The 20116-nt window shown below is 65.6% G+C and carries 23 protein-coding genes; 10 read left to right on the top strand and 13 right to left on the bottom strand.

Translation table 11 applies throughout. The features are described 5' to 3' along the window. Nucleotides 1-189 precede the first annotated feature (189 nt). From Q0330_RS11185 to Q0330_RS11150, 8 genes are all read left to right on the top strand, one after another. Nucleotides 190-1203, top strand: coding sequence for a TraB/GumN family protein (locus Q0330_RS11185; RefSeq protein WP_299478855.1), 1014 nt, complete (start codon nt 190-192; stop codon nt 1201-1203). Nucleotides 1204-1216: 13 nt separating this feature from the next. Then, the gene (locus tag Q0330_RS11180) at nt 1217-1912 is read left to right on the top strand and encodes a DUF1345 domain-containing protein (RefSeq protein WP_299478852.1); all 696 of its coding nucleotides are present in this window, start codon (nt 1217-1219) and stop codon (nt 1910-1912) included. 98 nt (nt 1913-2010) lie between these two features. Beyond that, nucleotides 2011-2928 (top strand): manganese-dependent inorganic pyrophosphatase, encoded by a 918-nt coding sequence (locus tag Q0330_RS11175; protein WP_299478849.1) that lies wholly within the window; start codon nt 2011-2013, stop codon nt 2926-2928. 73 nt (nt 2929-3001) lie between these two features. Continuing rightward, complete coding sequence (locus tag Q0330_RS11170; RefSeq protein ID WP_299478846.1) at nt 3002-3868, top strand: TIGR01459 family HAD-type hydrolase; 867 nt, start codon at nt 3002-3004, stop codon at nt 3866-3868. Continuing rightward, complete coding sequence (locus Q0330_RS11165) at nt 3869-4393, top strand: gamma-glutamylcyclotransferase family protein (protein ID WP_299478843.1); 525 nt, start codon at nt 3869-3871, stop codon at nt 4391-4393. 98 nt (nt 4394-4491) lie between these two features. Continuing rightward, nucleotides 4492-5421 (top strand): bifunctional riboflavin kinase/FAD synthetase, encoded by a 930-nt coding sequence (locus Q0330_RS11160; protein ID WP_299478938.1) that lies wholly within the window; start codon nt 4492-4494, stop codon nt 5419-5421. Beyond that, nucleotides 5421-5861, top strand: coding sequence for a YcgN family cysteine cluster protein (locus Q0330_RS11155; RefSeq protein ID WP_299478840.1), 441 nt, complete (start codon nt 5421-5423; stop codon nt 5859-5861). The genes Q0330_RS11160 and Q0330_RS11155 overlap by 1 nt, the downstream gene beginning before the upstream one ends. Beyond that, the gene (locus Q0330_RS11150) at nt 5858-6901 is read left to right on the top strand and encodes an aminotransferase class V-fold PLP-dependent enzyme (protein ID WP_299478837.1); all 1044 of its coding nucleotides are present in this window, start codon (nt 5858-5860) and stop codon (nt 6899-6901) included. Before Q0330_RS11155 ends, Q0330_RS11150 begins: the two co-directional genes overlap by 4 nt. Here the strand turns inward: Q0330_RS11150 and Q0330_RS11145 are convergent. Then, on the bottom strand, nt 6898-7671 hold the full coding sequence (locus Q0330_RS11145; RefSeq protein WP_299478834.1) for an alpha/beta hydrolase: 774 nt from the start codon (nt 7669-7671) through the stop codon (nt 6898-6900). The genes Q0330_RS11150 and Q0330_RS11145 overlap by 4 nt on opposite strands. Next, nucleotides 7671-8267 (bottom strand): 2-hydroxychromene-2-carboxylate isomerase, encoded by a 597-nt coding sequence (locus Q0330_RS11140; protein WP_299478831.1) that lies wholly within the window; start codon nt 8265-8267, stop codon nt 7671-7673. Before Q0330_RS11140 ends, Q0330_RS11145 begins: the two co-directional genes overlap by 1 nt. A 97-nt stretch (nt 8268-8364) precedes the next feature. Here Q0330_RS11140 and Q0330_RS11135 point away from each other — a divergent pair, with 97 nt between their 5' ends. Further along, nucleotides 8365-9384 carry a ribose-phosphate pyrophosphokinase gene (locus Q0330_RS11135; protein WP_299478828.1) on the top strand — a complete coding sequence of 340 codons (1020 nt, stop codon included), beginning with the start codon at nt 8365-8367 and terminating at the stop codon, nt 9382-9384. 61 nt (nt 9385-9445) lie between these two features. Here the strand turns inward: Q0330_RS11135 and trpB are convergent, their stop codons facing one another. The 11 genes from trpB to rpmH all read right to left on the bottom strand — a co-directional run bounded on the left by trpB (nt 9446) and on the right by rpmH (nt 18334). Then, the gene (gene trpB, locus Q0330_RS11130; RefSeq protein ID WP_299478825.1) at nt 9446-10651 is read right to left on the bottom strand and encodes a tryptophan synthase subunit beta; all 1206 of its coding nucleotides are present in this window, start codon (nt 10649-10651) and stop codon (nt 9446-9448) included. A gap of 15 nt (nt 10652-10666) precedes the next feature. Continuing rightward, the gene (locus Q0330_RS11125; protein WP_299478822.1) at nt 10667-11182 is read right to left on the bottom strand and encodes a histidine phosphatase family protein; all 516 of its coding nucleotides are present in this window, start codon (nt 11180-11182) and stop codon (nt 10667-10669) included. A 95-nt stretch (nt 11183-11277) separates the two neighbouring features. Beyond that, nucleotides 11278-12177, bottom strand: a complete 900-nt coding sequence (argB, locus tag Q0330_RS11120) for an acetylglutamate kinase (protein ID WP_299478935.1) — start codon at nt 12175-12177, stop codon at nt 11278-11280. 87 nt (nt 12178-12264) lie between these two features. After that, entirely contained in the window at nt 12265-12915 is a 651-nt protein-coding gene (gene yihA / locus Q0330_RS11115) for a ribosome biogenesis GTP-binding protein YihA/YsxC (protein ID WP_299478819.1), read from the bottom strand. Further along, nucleotides 12912-13691 carry an MOSC N-terminal beta barrel domain-containing protein gene (locus Q0330_RS11110; protein ID WP_299478816.1) on the bottom strand — a complete coding sequence of 260 codons (780 nt, stop codon included), beginning with the start codon at nt 13689-13691 and terminating at the stop codon, nt 12912-12914. The genes yihA and Q0330_RS11110 overlap by 4 nt, the downstream gene beginning before the upstream one ends. After that, on the bottom strand, nt 13691-15562 hold the full coding sequence (yidC, locus tag Q0330_RS11105; RefSeq protein WP_299478813.1) for a membrane protein insertase YidC: 1872 nt from the start codon (nt 15560-15562) through the stop codon (nt 13691-13693). The genes Q0330_RS11110 and yidC overlap by 1 nt, the downstream gene beginning before the upstream one ends. 132 nt (nt 15563-15694) lie before the next feature. Continuing rightward, nucleotides 15695-16339, bottom strand: a complete 645-nt coding sequence (locus tag Q0330_RS11100; protein WP_299478811.1) for an EAL domain-containing protein — start codon at nt 16337-16339, stop codon at nt 15695-15697. 223 nt (nt 16340-16562) lie between these two features. Then, nucleotides 16563-17459, bottom strand: a complete 897-nt coding sequence (gene ttcA / locus Q0330_RS11095) for a tRNA 2-thiocytidine(32) synthetase TtcA (protein ID WP_299478808.1) — start codon at nt 17457-17459, stop codon at nt 16563-16565. Continuing rightward, complete coding sequence (yidD, locus tag Q0330_RS11090) at nt 17446-17721, bottom strand: membrane protein insertion efficiency factor YidD (RefSeq protein ID WP_299478805.1); 276 nt, start codon at nt 17719-17721, stop codon at nt 17446-17448. Before yidD ends, ttcA begins: the two co-directional genes overlap by 14 nt. Continuing rightward, nucleotides 17718-18146, bottom strand: coding sequence for a ribonuclease P protein component (gene rnpA, locus Q0330_RS11085; protein ID WP_299478802.1), 429 nt, complete (start codon nt 18144-18146; stop codon nt 17718-17720). The genes yidD and rnpA overlap by 4 nt, the downstream gene beginning before the upstream one ends. A gap of 50 nt (nt 18147-18196) precedes the next feature. Next, entirely contained in the window at nt 18197-18334 is a 138-nt protein-coding gene (rpmH, locus tag Q0330_RS11080) for a 50S ribosomal protein L34 (RefSeq protein ID WP_147097266.1), read from the bottom strand. A gap of 256 nt (nt 18335-18590) precedes the next feature. Here rpmH and Q0330_RS11075 point away from each other — a divergent pair, with 256 nt between their 5' ends. Next, nucleotides 18591-20015 carry a HAMP domain-containing sensor histidine kinase gene (locus Q0330_RS11075; RefSeq protein ID WP_299478793.1) on the top strand — a complete coding sequence of 475 codons (1425 nt, stop codon included), beginning with the start codon at nt 18591-18593 and terminating at the stop codon, nt 20013-20015. Nucleotides 20016-20116 lie beyond the last annotated feature (101 nt).

The raw sequence follows: 20116 nt of genomic DNA, 5'->3' as shown, positions 1-20116 counted from the left end.
AACACTCCGGTGTTTCAGGTTGCAGTGTCTGATTGTTGGCACTCGGCCTTGGTGAGTGCCAGCGCCGAATGATCTAGGGATCGCCCGGAAAGCTGTCAACGGCAAAGCCGGCATAAATTTTCGCGGCTCTGGAAAAATCCCCGCCATCGTGAAAGGCTTCTGCCAACGTCCCCAAGCCCGGAGCCGAAGATGAAGACCGTCCTTGCCGCAAGCGCGCTGATGTTTCTGGCCGGTTCCGGTTTCGCCGGGGAATGCGTGGGCGAAAACCTGATCGCGGCGCTTCCGGGCGAGGATCGGGCATGGATCCGGGACCGGGCCGAGGCGGTGCCCTATCATCAGGGCATCCTCTGGCGGGCCGAGAAGGGCGATGCCTGGATTTCCATCGTCGGCACCTATCATTTCGATCACGCCATGCACCCGGCCACGGTCGCGCGCCTGCAGCCCGATCTTGCGGCCGCCGACCGGCTGCTGGTCGAGATGGGACCAGAGGAGGAGGCCCAGCTTCAGGCGGCGATGCTCAGCGATCCGACGTTGATCATGGACCCGACCGGCCCGACCCTGCCCGAGAGGCTGAGCGAGCCGCAATGGCAGGAGGTCAGCGCGGCGATGGAGGCGCGCGGCGTCCCGGCGGTCATGGCCTCACGGATGCGGCCCTGGTATCTGGCCATGCTGATGGGTTTCTCGCCCTGCGCGATGCAGCAGTTGACGCAGGAGAGCGCGCTTCTGAACGGGCTCGACAAGCGGCTGATGGCCGAGGCCGAGACGATCGGCCTGCCCGTCGAGGCGCTGGAGCCATGGGATACGGTGATCCAGATGTTCGGCAACCTGACCCCGCAGGAGGAGGTCGAGATGATCGTCTATTCCCTGCCCATGGCCGGTTATGCCGACGATTACACCACGACCATGGACGATGCCTATGCCGCCGGCGATATCTGGCAGATCTGGGAATTCGGCCGGCTCGACGGCTATCGCAATTCCGGCCTGACCGAGGGCGAGGTCGACGAGATGCTGGCCGAGGCCGAGCAGATCCTCATGCATGACCGCAACCGCGCCTGGATCGACCCGATGACCGGGGCCGCCAATATGGCCGCTGCCAGCGGCAAGGGCGTCGTCGCGGCCTTCGGTGCCCTGCATCTGCCGGGCGAAAAAGGGGTGCTGCGCCTGCTCGAACAGGAAGGCTGGACCATCGAGCGGGTGGAATGATGCGGTATGGATCGTGGAATCCGGCTGGGGGCCAACGGCGGAACGCGCATCGGCGGGGGCCGGTCTGAACATGCTGTCAGACCTGCGCCGCCACAAGCGTTTCCTGGTATCCGCCCTGCTGGGGCTGCTGATCGGCATGGCCGCCTGGCACTGGCCCTTGCCCGACCGGGCGCTGCTTGGGGTCAGTTCGTTCTTCGCGATCTTTCTGGCCTGGACCGTGCGTCTGCTGGGCAGGCTTGGGCCGGCGGCGCTGAAATCGCGCGGCGATACCGTCGACGAGGGGATGCCGATCATCCTGGTGATCGCGCTTGCGGCCATCGCGCTCAGCCTGATCGGCATTGTCGAGACCATGCGCGGCGCGGCCGGCGGTTCGGTGCTGCGAAATATCCTCGCGCTCGCCTCGATCCCGCTCGGCTGGTCCACCCTGCAGGTGGTCATGGCCTTCCATTACGCCAGCATGTGGTATGCGCTGGATGGCGACGGCGAGGATGCGCGCGGGTTGAATTTCGGCCCCGGCCAGCCCGAGCCGGATATCTGGGATTTTCTCTATTACAGTTTCACCATCGGCATGGCCGCGCAGACCGCCGATGTCAGCCTGCGCAGTCGCAGTTTCCGCAAGGTGACGCTGATGCACGCGGTGCTGTCCTTCTTCTTCAACACGGTGATCGTGGCGCTTGCCGTGGGGGCGGCGTCGAACCTCGTGCAATGATGGACTTTGCCCCGATCCCGCGATAGGAGAACGCCAATCATCATACGGACCGGCGCCTTCGGGCCGGACCACCGCATATCTGTCAGGAGCTTCTCGCGATGATCACCGTTCTCGCCCATAAATCGCCCGATACCGATGCCACCGGCTCGCCCATCATCTGGGCCTGGTATCTGAACGAGGTCCGCAAGACCCCGGCGCGCGCGATCCTCCAGGGCAAGCCGAATACCGAGGCTGGCTGGATGCTGACCCGCTGGGGCCGCGACATGCCCGAGATCGTGACCGAACTGGCGGCGGGCTCGCAGACGGTCATCTGCGATACCAACAACCCGGCCGAACTGCCCGAGGGCATCAACGAGACCGAGGTGCTGGAAATCATCGACCACCACATGCTGGTCGGCGGCATCAAGACCCGGACGCCGATCAATATCACCATCCGCCCGCTGGCCTGCACCGCCACCATCATGCACGACCTGATCGGCGACGACCTGTCGAAGGCGCCGGACTGGGTCAAGGGCGTGATGCTGACCTGCATCCTGTCGGACACGCTGGAATTCCGTTCGCCCACCACCACCGCCCATGACAAGGCCGTGGCCGAGAAGCTGGCCGCCGATCTGGGCGTGAACGTGTCCGATTACGCGGCCGAGATGTTCGCCGCGAAATCCGATGTCAGCGCCTTCTCGGACGAGGAATTGCTGCGCATGGACAGCAAGGAATTCGAACTCGACGGCAAGAAGCTGCGGGTCTCGGTTCTGGAAACCACCGCGCCCAAGGTGCTGCTGGACCGCAAGGCGGCGCTGATGGCGGCCATGCCGGGCGTGGCCTCGGCCGATGGTGCCGACGAAGTGCTGCTGTTCGTCGTCGATATCCTGAACGAGGAAGCGACGCTGCTGGTGCCGAACGATTACGTCAAGCAGGTGGCCGAGGCTTCTTTCGATGCCAAGGTCGCCGGCGACAGCGTGGTTCTGCCCGGCATCATGTCGCGCAAGAAGCAGATCATCCCGTCGCTCAAGCTCTGATCCGGGCGATGTGTCAGCCAACGGGCCGGGGGATCACCCCCGGCCTTTCCCATGCCAGCCGAAGGAAGATGCCATGACCCGAATCCTCCAGTCCCTGTCCGAAATCGCCAATGATTACGACGTGCTTTTCTGCGATCTCTGGGGCTGCGTGCATAACGGCATCCGCGCCTATCCCGAGGCGATCGCGGCGCTGCAGGCCTTCCGGCAGGGCGGCGGCAAGGTCTGCCTTCTGACCAATGCGCCGCGTCCGGCAGCCCAGGTCGAGGCCAGCTTCGACAGGCTCGGCATCCCGCGCGACGCATGGGACGTGATCGTGACCTCGGGCGATGCGGCGCAGGATGCGCTGTTTGCCGGTGCGGTCGGGCGCCGGGTCTGGCATATCGGCCCGGCCAAGGACGATGCCTTCTTCGACGCGCCGGCCGCATGGGCCGATGCCCCGGCCATCGCCCGCGTGCCTCTGGACGAGTCCGAGGGCATCGTCTGCACCGGCCCCTTCGACGAGACCACCGACACGCCCGAGGATTATCGCGGCCAGTTGATGCTGGCCCGCCAGCGGGGGCTGAAACTGCTTTGCGCCAATCCCGATATCGTCGTCGATCTGGGCGACCGCCGCATCTATTGCGCCGGGGCGATTGCCGAATTCTATCAACATCTTGGCGGCGAAAGCCTTTATTTCGGCAAGCCGCATCCGCCGATCTACGATCTGGCAAGGCGGCTTCTGAACCTGCGCGAGGGTGCCCGCATTCTGGTCATCGGCGACGGCATCAGGACCGATATCGCCGGCGCGGTGGGCGAGGGGCTGGATGCGGTCTTCATCACCGGCGGACTTGCCGCCGAGGAGCTTGGCGCCGATGTCGAAAACCCCGATCCGGCCCTGCTGCGCGACTGGCTGGCGGCGGTCCAACTTGACCCGACCTTCGCCATGGGCCGTCTGCGCTAGGTGGCCCGTTACTTCGCCTATGGCTCGAACATGCTCGGCGCGCGGCTGAAGGCGCGCTGCGCTTCGGCGCGGGTGTTGTCGGTGGCCCATGTCGAGGGGTTCGATCTGACCTTCGACAAGCAGGGGCAGGACGGCTCCGGCAAGGCCACGCTGGTGGAGGCGCCGGGATGCAGGGTGCCGGGGGTGCTGTTTCATCTGGACGATGCCGACCTTGAGGTGCTCGATTGGATCGAAGGGCGGGGGCGCGGCTATGAACGCCGGACCATTCCCCTGCAAACGGCAGAGCATGACCGCGAGGCACTGACCTATATCGCCCCGCCCGACTATCGCGATGCCCGGCTCCGGCCCTTCGACTGGTATCTGTCCCTTGTCCTTGCCGGCGCGCATGAACAGCGCCTGCCGGCAGGTTGGATCGCGCGGCTGGCCGCCGAACCTGCCATCCCCGATCCCGAAACCGCTCGCCCGCGCCGGCTGGAAGCGCTGGAACTTCTGGACCGCTGCCCGCCGGAATGGCGGCTGCCCTGACGCTTGCAACCCGGCGCGCGCTGCGCGATATGCAGGGGGCGGGGCCGTCCCGCCACCGACTGACCACGCGCCGGGCCGATCCCGGAAGGGGGCCCTTGTTGCACATCCATCACCACTGGACCGGTCTTCCCGCCTCGGCGCGCGGCACCACCGTGGCGATGGGCAATTTCGACGGCGTTCATCGCGGCCACCGTTCGGTCATCGACTGCGCCCGCGCGGCCATTGATGCGCCTTTGGGCGTGATTTGCTTCGAGCCGCATCCGCGCGAATTCTTCGCCCCTGACGCGCCGCCCTTCCGGCTGATGAATGCCGAGGCGCGGGCGAACCGGCTGCGCCGCCTCGGGGTCGAACACCTGTTTGAGCTGCCCTTCGGTCCGGTCCTCGCCGGCCTCTCGCCCGAGGCTTTCGCGCGCGAGGTGCTGGTCGACGGCCTTGGAATCGCCCATGTCGCCGTCGGGCAGGATTTCTGCTTCGGCAAGGGCCGGGCCGGGGATGCCTCGACCCTGCGCGATCTTGGCGACAGGCTCGGCTTCGGCGTCACCATCGCGCCGCTTCTGGGCGAGGGCGGCACCGAATTTTCCTCGACCGCGATCCGCACCGCCCTGGCCGAAGGCCAGCCGCGTCAGGCCGAGCAGATGCTGGGCCATTGGCACCGGATCGAGGGCGAGGTTCTTCACGGCGAGAAGCGCGGCCGCGCGCTTGGCTATCCGACCGCGAATATGTCGGTCGAGGGGCTGCACCTGCCGAAGCTCGGCGTCTATGCGGTCGTCGCCGATGTGCTGGGCGGGCCGCACAAGGGCAGCTGGCCCGGCGTTGCCAGCCTTGGCGTCAGGCCGATGTTCGGCGTGAACAGGCCCAATCTGGAAGTGCATCTGTTCGATTTCGACGGCGATCTCTATGGCGAGCATCTGTCGGTCGCGCTGATCGAATACCTGCGGCCCGAGGCGAAATTCGACAGCCTCGACGCGCTGATCGCGCAGATGGACCGCGACAGCGCCGATGCCCGCGCGGTTCTGGCGGCGCATTGATGCGGCCGCGTTTCTGGGAACTGCCGCTCAAGGATCTCGATCCTGCCGAATGGGAGGCGCTTTGTGACGGCTGCGGCAAGTGCTGCCTGAACAAGCTGGAATTCGAGGATACCGAGGAACTTGCCTTTACCCGCATCGCCTGCCGGCTGCTGGACGGGCAGACCTGCCGCTGCACGCGTTACGAGACCCGGCATCAATATGTGCCCGAATGCGTGACGCTCGATCCGGCCAAGATCGCCGATATCAGCTATTGGCTGCCGGCGACCTGTGCCTATAGGCTGCGCCACGAGGGCAGGCCGCTGCCGGGCTGGCATTACCTGATCTCGGGCGATCCCGAGGCGGTGCATCGCGCCGGCGTCTCGGTGCGCGGCTGGACCCTGTCCGAGGCCGAAATCCCCGAGGAAGACTGGGAAGATCATATCATCGAGGACCTGTCATGAACTTTGCTTCCGACAATGCATCCGGCGTTCATCCGGCGGTGATGGCGGCGCTTGCCGCCGCGAATGACGGGCATGTTCTGGGCTATGGCAATGACGCGCTGACCCGCGCCGCCGAGGAGCGCGTGCGCGAGGTGCTGGACGCGCCCGAGGCGGCGGTGATGTTCGTGACCACCGGCACGGCCGCGAATGCCATCGCACTTGGCGCTTCGCTCCAGCCCTGGCAGCGCATCTTCTGCCACGAGGACGCCCATATCGAGACCTCGGAATGCGGCGCGCCGGAACTGTTCACCGCCGGGGCCAAGTTGACCCTGATGCCCGGCGATGGCGGGCTGATCGACGCCGATGCGCTGGATCACGCCGCCGGGTTCTGGGCCGGCGAGGGGCTGGGCGGCGGCCAGCCCGGCGCGGTCTCGATCACCAATTCGACCGAATGGGGCCGGGTCTGGATGCCCGAGACAGTGCAGGAAATCGCCACCGTCGCGCGCCAGCACGGGCTGGTCCTGCATATGGACGGCGCGCGTTTCGCCAATGCTGTCATCGGCAGCGATGCGCATCCCGCCGACATCACCCATCGCGCCGGCGTCGATCTTCTGTCCTTCGGCGGCACCAAGAACGGCGCCATGGGGGCCGAAGCCATCGTCGCCTTCGATGGCGTGCTGGCTGAGCGGCTGGCCTATATGCGCAAGCGTGGCGGGCATCTGTGGTCCAAGCATCGCTATCTGGCGGCGCAGTTCTATGCGTTGCTGGAAGGCGGTCTCTGGCTGGATGCGGCGCGCAATGCCAATGACATGGCCCGGCTTCTGGCGGAAGGAATCGAAACCGTCGAAGGCGCGCGGCTGGCCCAGCCGGTCGAATCGAACCAGGTCTTCGCCGTGGTCCCCAGCGATGCCGACGACCGCGCCCGCGCCGCCGGTGCCAGCTACTACAAATGGACCTCGCTGGGTGAGGAGACCCAGGACGAGGTCACGCTGCGCTTCGTCTGCAGCTGGAACAGCCGGCAGGAAGATGTCGAGGCGCTGATCGCCGCGCTGCGGGGTTAACTGCGTTCCAGATTCATCCGGGTCAGTTCGGCGAACTGGTCGGGATGCGACATCGGCAGCATATGCCCGGCGCCGGGAATGGTGGCGCGGGCGACATCGGGCAGGCGGGCGGCAAGGGCCTCGGCGATCTCGTGGACGATAGGCGGCGATTGAGCACCCGCGATCAGCATGACCGGCACATCGACGCCTTCCAGCCCGCCCTCGCGCAGGATATTGGCGCGGTCGGCCATCAGCCCGGCATTGGTATCGACGACCATCCGCATCTGGCGGCGCAGACGCTCGGCCTTGGGGCCCTCGCTCGGCACCGGCCCGGCCGCACCCCAGTCGCCCAGAAATTGCCGCAACATGCCGTCCCAGTCCTGCGCGACTTCGTAAGGGGCCAGCCGGTCGTATTCGGCCGTGCTGGCGGCGGGCGAGGCGGCGGCGAACAGAACCGGCTCGACCAGGGTCAGGCTGCGGATGGCATGGGGGGCGCCGACGGCGATGCGCAGGGCCACGGTGGCCCCGAAACTGTGCCCGATCAGATCGACCGGCCGGGTGATCAGCCCGGCGGTCTGGCGGGTGACGAAAGTGTGCAGGTCGATCCCGTCCCCGGGCGCGATCCAGCCGGGGCTGCGGCCATGGCCGGGAAAGTCGAAGGCGCGCAGATCGACCAGCCCACCCAGCCTTGCTGCCAGCGGGTCGAACAGCCCGCCGCTGCCCATCATGCAATGCAGCCCGATGGCCGGACGCTCGGGATCGCCCGGGAAATGCCGTTCGTTGAGTTGCATCAGAGCGAGGCGAGATGCGCGGCCAGGAAATCCAGCCGGTCCTGGCCCCAGAATTTCTGCCCGGTCTCGCGCACGATATAGAACGGAGAGCCGAAGACCCCGGCGGCCACCGCGTCTTCCAGATTGCGGCCATATTGCTCGGCCCCGACGAACAGGCCCTTGTCGGCGATGGCCGGATCGAAGCCCGCCTTGGCCAGCACGTCGCGGATCACCGCATCGTCGGAAATGTCGCGATCCTCGGCCCAGACGGCGCGCAGAAAGCCCTGCGCCAGCCCGCCGACATCGCCGCCCGCCGCCTGCGCCGCGATCAGCGCATAGGAGGACGGCGCCATGTTCACCGGGAAATGCGCCGGCTGCAGATTGAAGGGCAGTTTCAACACCGCCGCCCAACGGCTGAGTTCCTGCAGCCGGTAGTCCTTGCGGCTTTCGTGCCGATCCGCCGGCTTCTGGCCGCCGGTGCGCGGGAACAGCTGCATCAGGTCCACCGGCTTATAGGTGATCGCGGCCTTGTGCTCGCGCGCGATTCGCTCCAGCCGGTCGCCGGCGAAATAGGCCCAGGGGCTGATGGTGCCGAAGTAATAGTCGATATGTGCCATATGCCGTCCAATCGGTCGGTTGAGGTTTGCGGGCAGGCTAGCGCGGTGCTAAGTCCGCTGCAATCGTCCGAATCCCGGCTGCCAGAGGACCGAACCCATGCCCGCGATGACCGAACCGAAACTCATTTCCGGCAATGCCAACAAGCCCCTGGCCCAGGCCATCGCGCGGCGCATGTCGATGCATCGGGGCATGAACGTGGCCCCGGTCGATGCCCGGGTCGAGCGTTTCAACGATCAGGAGATCTTCGTCGAGGTCTTCGACAATGTCCGTGGCGAGGACATGTATATCATCCAGTCGACCTCGAACCCGGCCAATGACAACCTGATGGAACTGCTGATCATGACCGACGCGCTGCGGCGCTCCTCGGCCAGCCGGATCACCGCCGTCATCCCCTATTTCGGCTATGCCCGCCAGGATCGCCGCGCCAAGGCGCGCACGCCGATCAGCGCCAAGCTGGTCGCCAACCTGCTGACCGAGGCCGGCGTCGACCGGGTGCTGACGCTGGATCTTCACGCCGCGCAGATCCAGGGTTTCTTCGATATCCCGGTGGACAACCTTTACGCCGCGCCGATCTTTTCGCTGGATATCAAGCATCACTTCAAGGGCCGCATCGACGATCTGATGGTGGTCTCGCCCGATGTCGGCGGCGTCGCCCGCGCGCGCGAGATCGCCAAGCGGATCAATGTCCCCATGGCCATCGTCGACAAGCGCCGCGAGAAGGCCGGCGAGATCGCCGATATGACGGTGATCGGCGATGTGAAGGGCAAGACCTGCGTTATCGTCGACGACATCTGCGACACTGCCGGCACGCTGTGCAAGGCGGCGCAATTGCTGGTCGATCACGGCGCGACCGAGGTTCATGCCTATATCACCCATGGCGTCCTTTCGGGGCCGGCGGTCGAGCGGGTGCAGAAATCGGTGATGAAATCGCTGGTCATCACCGATTCCATCGACCAGCCCGATGCGGTGAAAAGCTGCGCCAATATCCGCATCGTGCCGACCGCGCCGCTTTTCGCGCAGGCCATCATCAATATCTGGAACGGCACCTCGGTCAGTTCGCTGTTCGAACTGGATACGCTCGGCCCGATCTATGAGGGGCTTTATTCGGGCGAATAAGGACTGCCGGACATGACGATGCCGCGCCGAACCCCGGCGCGGCATTCATCATTTTCAGATCTCAGGCGTTTTCGCCGAACCCGTAGGTCTCGGTGACATAGTCGATATCCTTGTCGCCCCGACCCGAAAGGTTGAGAAGGATGGTCTTGCCCGGATGCTTCGGTGCCTCGCGCAGGGCGAAGGCGACGGCATGGGCGCTTTCCAGCGCCGGGATGATGCCTTCGCGCCGCGACAGGCGATAGAAGGCGTCGAGCGCCTCGCGGTCATCCGCCGCCACGTAATTGGCCCGGCCGCTTTTGTGCAGGTAAGCATGTTCCGGCCCGACACCCGGATAGTCGAGGCCGGAGGCGACGGTATGGACCGGGGCAGGGTTGCCTTCGGCATCCTTCAGCACCAGCGTGCGGAAACCGTGGATATCGCCATCCTCGCCGAAGCTGATGGTGGCGGCGTGATCGCCCAGATTGGACGAGGTGCCCAAGGGTTCGACCCCGTAAAGCGCCACCTCCTCGTCGTCGATGAAGCCCGCGAACATGCCCATGGCGTTCGAGCCGCCGCCGACGCAGGCCGCGACCATGTCGGGCAGGCGGCCGGTCATCTCAAGGAACTGCTCGCGCGATTCGATGCCGACGACATGCTGGAAATCGCGGACCATCATCGGGAAGGGATGCGGGCCCACCACGCTGCCAATGGCGAAAAGAGCGGTATCGGCCTGGGCGACATAGGCCTGGAAGCAACTGTCCACTGCTTCCTTCAGCGACCGCCCGCCGAAGCCCACCGGCACCACATTCGCGCCCAGAAGCTTCATCCGGGTGACGTTCGGGGCCTCCTTGGCGATGTCGATCTCGCCCATGTGGATCTCGCAGTCGAGGCCGAAATAGGCCGCCGCCGTTGCCAGCGCCACGCCATGCTGGCCGGCGCCGGTTTCGGCCATGAGCTTGGTCTTGCCCATATGCTTGGCCAGCAGCGCCTCGGCCATGCAATGGTTCAGCTTATGGGCGCCGGTATGGTTCAGATCCTCGCGCTTGGCATAGATCTGCGCGCCGCCGCAATCGCCCGAGAGATTGCCGAGATAGCTGATCGGGGTCGGGCGGCCCTGGAAATGCTTGCGGATATGGCGCAGCTCGCTGATGAACCCGGCCGAGCGCGAGAGGCGCAGATAAGCGGCCTCGATCTCGGCGAAACGTTCGACCAGAACCGGCGGCAGGTCGGCCCCGCCATAGGGCCCGAAGAAGCCCTTCGCATCGGGATGCGATTTCAGATAAGTCATGTCTCTTCCCTGTTCTCAGCGCCCGTCGATGCGGACGAAATCCATCACGCTGCCCTCGCCCGGGCGAAGATCGGCCCAATCGTCGATCTGGAAATCGACGACCAGCGTCGCCGCCGTCGGAAAGCGGCGGAAATCCGGGTCGAGCGGCGGGTTCGCGGGCAGGCGGGCGGCAAACTCGGCGATGCCGGGATTGTGACCGAGCATCATCACCGTGGGGGCACTGGCGGATTTCAGCACCTCCAGCAGCACATCCGGGGTGGCATGGAACATGCGTTCCTCGAAGCGCAGCGCCGGGCGCACTTCCAAGGGCGCGCCGGCGATCCGTTCCCAGGTTTCGCGGGTGCGCCGTGCGGGCGAGCAGATGACCTCTTCGGGTTCATAGCCGCGCGAGGCCATGAAATCGCCAAGCGCGCGGGCGGCACGGCGCCCGCGATCGTTCAGCGGGCGGTCGAAATCTTCAAGCGTTGGATCGTCCCAGGCCGATTTCGCGTGGCGGGTCAGGATCAGGCGGCGATATCCGGACGGATTCATCGGGGGACGGCCTCTCTTGGCGAAGAATGTGAACGGAGCCTGCCATAGGTTGTGCAGAGAGGGCAAGCGTTTGAAATATGGGGATGGTCTGTGAGTTAAAGCCCGCTGTCGCCCTGCCGGAGGCCGCGCGGCTTCACCCGCGGCTCGGTCGAGCGGATGAGGCTGCCGGCACCGTGTTCGGTAAACAGTTCAAGAAGCACGGCATTCGGCACCCGCCCGTCGAGGATGACCACCGCGCGCACACCGTCTTCCAGCGCTTTCAGGGCGGTTTCGGTCTTCGGGATCATGCCGCCGGCGATAGAGCCGTCCTCGATCATGGCGCGGACCTGATCGGGGGTCATCGCCGTCAGCACCTCTCCGGTCTTGTCCTTCACGCCCGAGACATCGGTCAGCAGCAACAGCCGGTCGGCCTGAAGCGCACCGGCCACGGCCCCCGCCGCCGTGTCGCCATTGACGTTGAAGGTCTCGTTATCCTCCATCCCCGTCGCCACCGGGGCGATTACGGGAATCAGTCCGGCGGTGTAGAGATCGCGGATGATCTGGACGTTCATTTCGACGGGTTTACCGACGAAGCCCAGTTCCGGGTCGTCGGCCTCGCAGACCATCAGATCGTCATCCTTGCCGGAAATGCCGATGGCGCGACCGCCGGCATCGTTGATCGCCTGGACGATGCGCTTGTTGACGAGGCCCGAAAGCACCATTTCCACCACCTCGACGGTTTCCTTGGTGGTGACGCGCTTGCCGCGCACGAATCGGCTTTCGATTCCCAGCTTGCCCAGCAGGTCGTTGATCATCGGCCCGCCGCCATGCACGACGACCGGGTGAATGCCGACCTGCTTCATCAGCACGATGTCAGAGGCGAACTTTGCCATTTCGGCATCGTCGCCCATGGCATTGCCGCCGAACTTGACCACCACGACAGCACCGGAATAGCGCTGCATATAGGGCAGGGCTTCGGAAAGCGTGGCGGCGGCGGCGGCAAAATCTCGGGTCATGTCCTGCTGTCTCATGGGGGTTCCCTGATGCGTTGCCCGCAGGTTAGGGGCAGGGCCGGGCAAGGTCCAGAGACGACTGACCCGGCCTTAATCCAGCCCGGCGATAATAGCGCGCAAGGTGGCGATGCCTTCGCCCTTTTCCGATGAGGTCACGACCAATTCGGGATAGGCCGCAGGATGCTTCTGCAACTCTTCCTCGACCTGGGCGATGACCGGCTTGATCGCGTTCGGGCCGAGCTTGTCGGCCTTGGTTAGCACCACCTGAAAGGGCACGGCGGATCGGTCGAGCAGGGTCATGATCTCGTGATCCACCGGCTTGACGCCGTGGCGGGCGTCGATCAGGCAGAAGGCGCGGCGCAGCGTCGGCCTGCCGGCGAGATAGCTTTTCAGAAGCGCCTGCCATTTCGCCACCACCGCCACCGGGGCCTTGGCAAAGCCATAGCCGGGCAGATCGACCAGATAGCCATGCTGGCCAAGCGCGAAATAGTTGATTTCCTGCGTGCGCCCCGGCGTGTTCGAGGCGCGCGCGATGCCCTTGCGCCCGGTCAGCGCATTGATCAGGCTGGACTTGCCGACATTGGAACGTCCGGCAAAGCAGACTTCGGGCCGGTCGGCGGGGGGCAGCCCGTCCATGGCGACCACGCCCTTGACGAAATCGACCGGGCCGGCAAACAGCAGGCGCGCGGCCTCGGCGGCCTCTGGATCTGGATCGGGGGCGAGGGGGAAGGCGACCTTCATGCACCGACCCCGGCTGCGGGATGCAGCGTCACCTCATCCATCTCGGCGATTTCGCCGCCCTCCAGCACCTCGGCATAGATGCCGAAATGGCTGTGGCCATAGGTCTCGGTCAGGGTGCGGACCATGTCGCGGTCGGGCTGGCCGGTCGCGGTATCGACGGCGGTGGCCGTGCAGCGACCGATGGCCTGACGCACCACCAGCCGCACCGCGCCGATGGAGATCTCGCGATCGATCCAGTCCAACTCGGCGAAGGGTTCCGCCCCTTCGATCCAGAGATTGCCGCGCCAGCGTTCGACGCCCAGCCGCTGGCCGGCCACGCGCTCCAACTCACTCAGGCTGCTGAGCGAGTTGATCGAAACGAAGGGCTTTTGCGTATCGGTCAGCGGCGCGGGCCCGGCGACGAGGCGCAGGGGGGCGGGCTTGCCTTCGGGCCAGAGCGGGCGCAGCCAGTCGATCAGCCGCGTCGCATCGTCTTCATTCGCGGGCTCTATGGCGATCTCGCCGGCATCGGGGTGGCGCAGCGCCAGCTTGCCGCCGTCCATCCCGCCCTCAATGGCCTGCAATGACGGGCCAGCCGCGCCGCGCAGGAAGGCCATCTTGGGCAGCCAGCTTTCCAGCCTGCCGGCCTCGTTCAACCGATTGGCCGCGCCTTCATGCAGCACCGCCCAGGCCCGGTCGCCGGGGATCTTGCCGCCCTGATCGAGACGGGCGCGAGACAACCTCTCGCGCCCGATGGATTTCAGCGGATAGCGCCAGATCTGGGCGAGCCGCGTCATTACTTGTTCTTCCGCAGCCGCACGCTGTCACGGATATTGCCGAACAGCTGCGGCGGATGGCCGTGCATCGACATGATCGCATATTGCTGGCCGATGGTGATCACGTTGTTGGTGATCCAGTAAAGCACCAGCCCCGAGGCGAAGCCGCCCAGCATGAACATGAATACCCAAGGCATCCAGGCGAAGATCATCTTCTGGGTCGGATCGGTGGGGGCCGGGTTCAGCTTCTGCTGCAGCCACATCGAGATGCCGAGGATGATGGCCATGATCGACAGCGAGACGATGCCCAACATGCTGTCACGCGCCGGCGCGGCATAGGGCAGAAGCCCGAAGAGGTTCAGGATCGACGAAGGATCGGGTGCCGAGAGGTCGCGGATCCAGCCGATCCAGGGTGCCTGGCGCAGTTCCAGCGTGACGAAGATCACCTTGTAGAGGCTGAAGAAGATCGGGATCTGGATCAGGATCGGCAGGCAGCCGGCGGCCGGGTTGACCTTCTCGCGCTTGTAGAGCGCCATCATTTCCTGCTGCATCTTGGCGCGGTCGTCGCCGGTGCGTTCCTTCAGCGCCTCCATCTCGGGCTGCAATTCGCGCATCCGTGCCATCGAGATGTAGGATTTGCGCGCCAGCGGGAAGACCAGCAGCTTCAGGATGAAGGTCAGCGCGATGATCGACCAGCCCATATTGCCGATGAAGCTGTGCAGCCAGTGCAGCAGGCGGAAGATCGGCTTGGTCAGGAAATAGAACCAGCCCCAGTCGATGGAATCGACGAAACGCTGAATGCCGGGGGCTTCCTGATACTCGCGGATGGTTTCCCATTCCTTGGCCCCGGCGAACAGATAGGATTCGCTCGATGCGCTTTGACCCGGGGCGACGGTGACGGTTGGGAAGCGGGTCTCGGCCTGATAGATATCGGCGCCCTCGGCATATTTGACCACAGCCGTGAAGGGCTGGCCCGGGGCCGGGGCGAGCGTCGTCATCCAGTACTTGTCGGTGAAGCCGATCCAGCCGTTCCCGGTGACCTCGGTGATCTCGGCGCGGCCCTCGCGGGCGACGGAGTCGAGCTTGACGATGTTCTTGTACTTGATTTCCTGCAATTCGCCGTCGGTCATGCCGATCGCGCCCTCGTGCAGGACATAGTAATTCTGCGTGTCGGGCTGGCCGTGACGGGCGATGATTCCATAGGGGGCAGCCGCGAAGGGGGTGTCGGCGGTATTCTCGACCGATTGGGTGATCGTGAACAGGTATTTGTCATCCAGCGCGAAGCTGCGGCGGAAGACCTGGCCGCGGCCATTGTCCCAGACCAGCGTGACCGGGCTGTCGGGGCCGAGCGTCTCGCCCGATTCGACTGACCAGACGGTCGCGGCATTGGGCACGGCGGCCGGATCGGTTCCGGCGCCCGGGCTCCAGCCATAGACGGCGTAATAGGGCTTTTCGGTGACGGCGGTGGGATCGCCGCCCGGCGCGACCGGGGTGCCGGCCTCGATGGTGGCGCGGTAGCTGCTGTCGGTCGGAACCAGCAACCGCACGAAGGGCGAATCCTCGTCCAGCGTCTCGCGGTATCTGGTCAGAAGCAGATCGTCGATGCGCCCGCCGGCCAGCGAGATCGAGCCTTCCAGCGCCGGGCTTTTCACCGTGACCCGGCCTGCCGAGGCCGAGGGATCCTGCGACCCCGTCGCGGCAATCGCGGCACCGGGGGCGGCGGCATCGGCGGTGGGCGCGGTCACGCCGCCGGCATCGGTCTGGCTTTGCGCCGCGACTTCGGTTTCCGGGGTGGGCGGCGGCGGCTCCGGCGCGAAGAAGGTGAACCAGACCAGCACCACGACCATGGACAGAACCATGGCCAGGATCAGATTGCGGTTGTTGTCTTCCATGCGGATATGAGCCCCTTGTTGTCAGGCAGCGTTCAACAGAAGGGGCGGGCAAAGGTCAAGGCAATTCGCGGAAAATCACCGGCACAGACTGGCCGAAGTGCCGGGTTGCGGCGAATGGTCGAGATCCTGCATTCACGCAGCCGGCCAGTGCAGCCTGTCATGCGGCACCGCGCGGGCGCCGGTATTGTCAAGGAACTGCGCCGTCGCATCGGCATCGAGCACCGGCGCCACCGCATCGCCCTCGACAATGTCGAAACCCGTCTGGGCGAGGCAGTCGAACCGCTCTCGCGAGCGGACATCGCCGACCAGTGTCGCCAATCCATGCCGCTCGGCCAGGGCCAGAAGCGACAGGATCAATTGCCCCCCTTGGGGATGGCGAAGGTCATCCGGCAGGAAATCCGGCGGCACCCGCATCCGCGCCCGCTTTGGTTTGACTTCGCGGACAAGCGCCATGCCCAGGGGATCGAGGCAGTCAAGCTCGATCCCGCAACCATGGCGCGACAGGAGCGCCATTCCGTTGAGCACATGGCTATAGTGACCCGCGCTTGCTGCGCTGAAGATCACTTGCCCGGGCTGGCCGTTCTGGCGGTCGATTTCCCAGAGCAGCGGTTGCGCCAGTTCCGCCGATTCCGCGAGGGCTTTCGGCAGTTCGATCACCAGCGGGGGCGTGGCGAGGCCGTCCTGCACCCAGACATGCGACTGTTTCAGTGCTGCCCGCAGGATGGCCTCGGTATCGCCGTTCAACTGCCGCTCCGGCAGGACCAGGATCGACGCCACCTGACGGTTTTCACAACTGAGCTGGGGACGAAATTTCAGATTTCCGGCGGCGGCGCGGCCGTAGGGCGTCGGGGCCGGGCTTGCTAGCGGGGCAACGTCCGCAGGTGCCGGCCTTCTTCGCCAGCCCGCCGTCAGTCGGTCAAATAGGGCACGCAGTCGCATTCCAGTCCCGATTCGCTTGCATCTCACCAGGCAATCTAGGCGCGAACTGGTTCCCGTTCGGTTAATGTTCGCGCAGATTCGGCACGTCGCTGTCGGAAACCGTCGCCGCACCGGGCCAGAGACCCGCGAAATCGAACAGTTTCGGGTCCAGCAGATGCGAGGGCCGGGTGTTCATCAGCGCCCGGAACATCACCTGCCGCCGGCCCGGGCTGCGCGCCTCCCATTCGTCCAGCAGGCGCTTGACCTGGGCGCGCTGCAAGCCCTCCTGCGAGCCGCAGAGATCGCAGGGGATGATCGGGTAATCCATGTCGCGGGCGAATTTCTCGCAATCGGCCTCGGCGATATAGGCGAGCGGGCGCAGGACCAGCAGGTCGCCTTCCTCGTTCAGAAGCTTCGGCGGCATGGTCGCCAGCCGCCCGCCATGGAACAGGTTCATGAAGAAGGTTTCCAGCATGTCGTCGCGGTGATGGCCCAGCACCACGGCCGAGCAGCCTTCCTCGCGCGCGATCCGGTACAGGTTTCCGCGCCGCAGCCGCGAGCACAGGCTGCACATGGTGCCGCCCGGCGCGATCTTGTCGGTGACGATGGAATAGGTGTCCTGATATTCGATCCGGTGGGTGACGCCGCGATCCTTCAGGAACTCGGGCAGCACCGTCGCCGGAAAGCCCGGCTGGCCCTGATCGAGATTGCAGGCCAGCAGTTCGACCGGCAGCAGTCCGCGCCATTGCAACTCATGCAGGATGGCCAGCAGCGTATAGCTGTCCTTGCCGCCCGACAGGCAGACCAGCCAGCGGTCGCCGGGGCGGATCATGCCGAAATCCTCGATCGCGGCGCGGGTGTCGCGCACCAGCCGCTTGCGCAGCTTGCGAAAGGCGGTGGTCGCGGGCGCGCCTCGGAAAAGCGCGTGGATTTCTGCCTCGGTTTCGTCCGGCCCGTCGATATCGCTATGCTCGTTCATCGCTGTCATGTTTCTCTGAATGGTAGTGCTGGCCATGGCCGCAGCCGGGAACCGGGTCATAGCCCTCGCCGCCCCAGGGATGGCAGCGCAGGATGCGCCGAAGCGCCAGCCAACTGCCGCGAAAGGCACCGTGTTTTTCCAGCGCCTCCAGCGCATAGGCCGAGCAGGTCGGCTGAAAGCGGCAGCCATGCCCGACCCATGGGCTGAGCAACAGCCGATAGGCGCGCACCGGCAGGGCAAAGATGCGGGCGAGCGGGCTCATCGCGGGGCCTTTGGGGCGTGGACGCGCGCCATCGCCTTCGCAAGATCGTCCTGCAAGGACTTGAAATCGCGCGATATGGTTTCCTGCGGGCGACCGACAAGGACATAATCCCAGCCCGGCTGCGCCAGCCCGGGCATGACCGCGCGGGCAAGGGCGCGCAGCCGGCGCTTGGCCCGGTTCCGCGCCACTGCATTGCCGATCTTCTTCGAGCAGGTATAGCCCACCCGCACCGGCGCCTCGGCAGGGTCATCCGCGGCACGGCGACGGGCCTGCAACAGGAAACCCGAAGTGCCGGCGCGGCGGGCCTGCGCGGCTTTCAGGAAATCGGGCCGATTGCGCAGGATGGTGAAGGCAGGCACGACAAATGCCGCCGCATCTTTCCCCTGCTGGATCGAATCAGCGTCATGGGGCGGATGCGGCGGCATCGTCATGTCCTGTCTGACGCGCCGATGCGCGCCGGAATGCAGCGGTCGGATCAGGCCGACAGGCGCTTGCGGCCCTTGGCGCGGCGGCGGTTAAGCACCTGACGGCCAGCCTTGGTGGCCATCCGGGCGCGGAAGCCATGGCGGCGGGTGCGAACCAGGTTCGACGGCTGGAACGTGCGCTTCGACATCTTCGTTTCTCCACTCTACGGGCGCGGAAGGTCTGGGTGATGGGTCAGAAAAACCCGCCCCACGCGACCGCGTCGGTTATTCGAAGCCCGCGAAATAGGCCATGGTCGTGCCTAAGTCAACGAGACATTCGGGCGATCCGCCCAAAAACGGCCAAACTGTCGAGGCCGGGGCACAAAGATTTGAATTTGCCCCGTCCGACAGCTAGGTGTTGCGCCAGAGCGGGCACCAGATCCGCGGCAAAGAGTTCTGTCAAGCATGAGGATCAACACACTCTCGGGCCGTTTCGCCGCGCTGACGCTGCTCTTCGTGGCGTTGGCCGAGATTTTCGTGCTGATCCCCTCGGTATCGAATTTCCGTCTGGATTACCTGCAGACGCGGCTGGAGAAGGCGCAGATCGCCTCGCTGACCTTGCTGGCGACCGACGACAACCAGAATATCGCCGCCGAACTGGAATCCGAGCTGCTGGCCAATGCGGGGGTCTATAACGTGGTGCTGCGGCGCGACGATGTGCGCCAGCTGGTGCTGTCCTCGCCGCTGCCGGGGCCGATTGCGGCGACCTATGACCTGCGCGACGATTCGTGGATGGCGGCGGCACTGGCCGGGATCCGGCAGCTCTTCGACCGCAAGGACGAGGTGATCCGCGTCATCGGCGCGCCGGTCAACCATGCCGGCCAGCTGATCGAGATCACGCTGTCCACCGCGCCCCTGCGCGCGGCCATGGCCGAATTCGGCTTCCGGGTGCTGGTCTCCTCGGCGGTGCTGATCGCGCTGACGGCGGCGCTTCTGAACCTGGCGGCGCAACGGCTGATCCTGAAGCCGATCCGCCGCGTCATCAGCCATATGGCGAAATACGCCGATGCGCCGAACGACCCGCGCCTGATCATCACCCCCGACGCCCGCATCTCGGAGGTCCGAGAGGCAGAGGCCGCCCTCGCCCTGATGCAGACCACGGTGACCCAGTCGCTCAAGCAAAAGGAGCGCCTGGCCGGTCTGGGGCAGGCGGTGGCCAAGATCAGCCACGATCTGCGCAATATCCTGACCACCAGCCAGATCTTCGCCGACCGGCTGGAGGACAGCGCCGATCCGGCCGTGCGCAAGGCGGCGCCGAAACTGGTCAATTCGATCAGCCGCGCCGTGAACCTCTGCGAGACGACGCTGGCCTTCGGCAAGGCCGAGGAGCCGGCGCCGACGCTGTCGCGCTTCGCCTTGCGCGATCTGGTCGAGGAGATCACCGAGGCCGAGACGCTGCTGTCAGAGACCGCCGATGGCGCAAGGCTGGTCGAGTTCATCACCGATGTCAGCGCCAATCTGGTCATCCGCGCCGATCGCGACCAGTTGCATCGGGTGCTGTCGAACCTGATCCGCAATGGCCGCCAGGCGATCGAGGCTGCCGGCCGTCCCGGCACCATCGAAATCGCCGCGACAGAGGGAGAGCAGGACTGGCTCATCCGCGTCGGCGATACCGGCCCCGGCCTGCCGCAGAAGGCGCGCGATTATCTGTTCCAGCCCTTCACCGGCGGCACCCGCAAGGGCGGCACCGGCCTTGGCCTGGCGATTGCCGCCGATCTGATCGGCGGACACGGCGGCAAGCTGGAGCTGACGCGCAGCGACGAGACCGGCACCGAGTTCCGCATTTCCCTGCCCAGAGGCGCCCTCGTCGAAAATCTCGCGATCGAGTAGATTTTGCCCTTGCGCTCCCCTTGGGCTACAATTAGATCACCGGCCTACAGCGGACCCGTAGCTCAGCTGGATAGAGCACCAGACTACGAATCTGGGGGTCG

Source organism: uncultured Paracoccus sp. (assembly GCF_937873615.1).
Lineage (GTDB): Bacteria > Pseudomonadota > Alphaproteobacteria > Rhodobacterales > Rhodobacteraceae > Paracoccus.
This window is presented reverse-complemented; position numbering and strand designations above follow the sequence as displayed.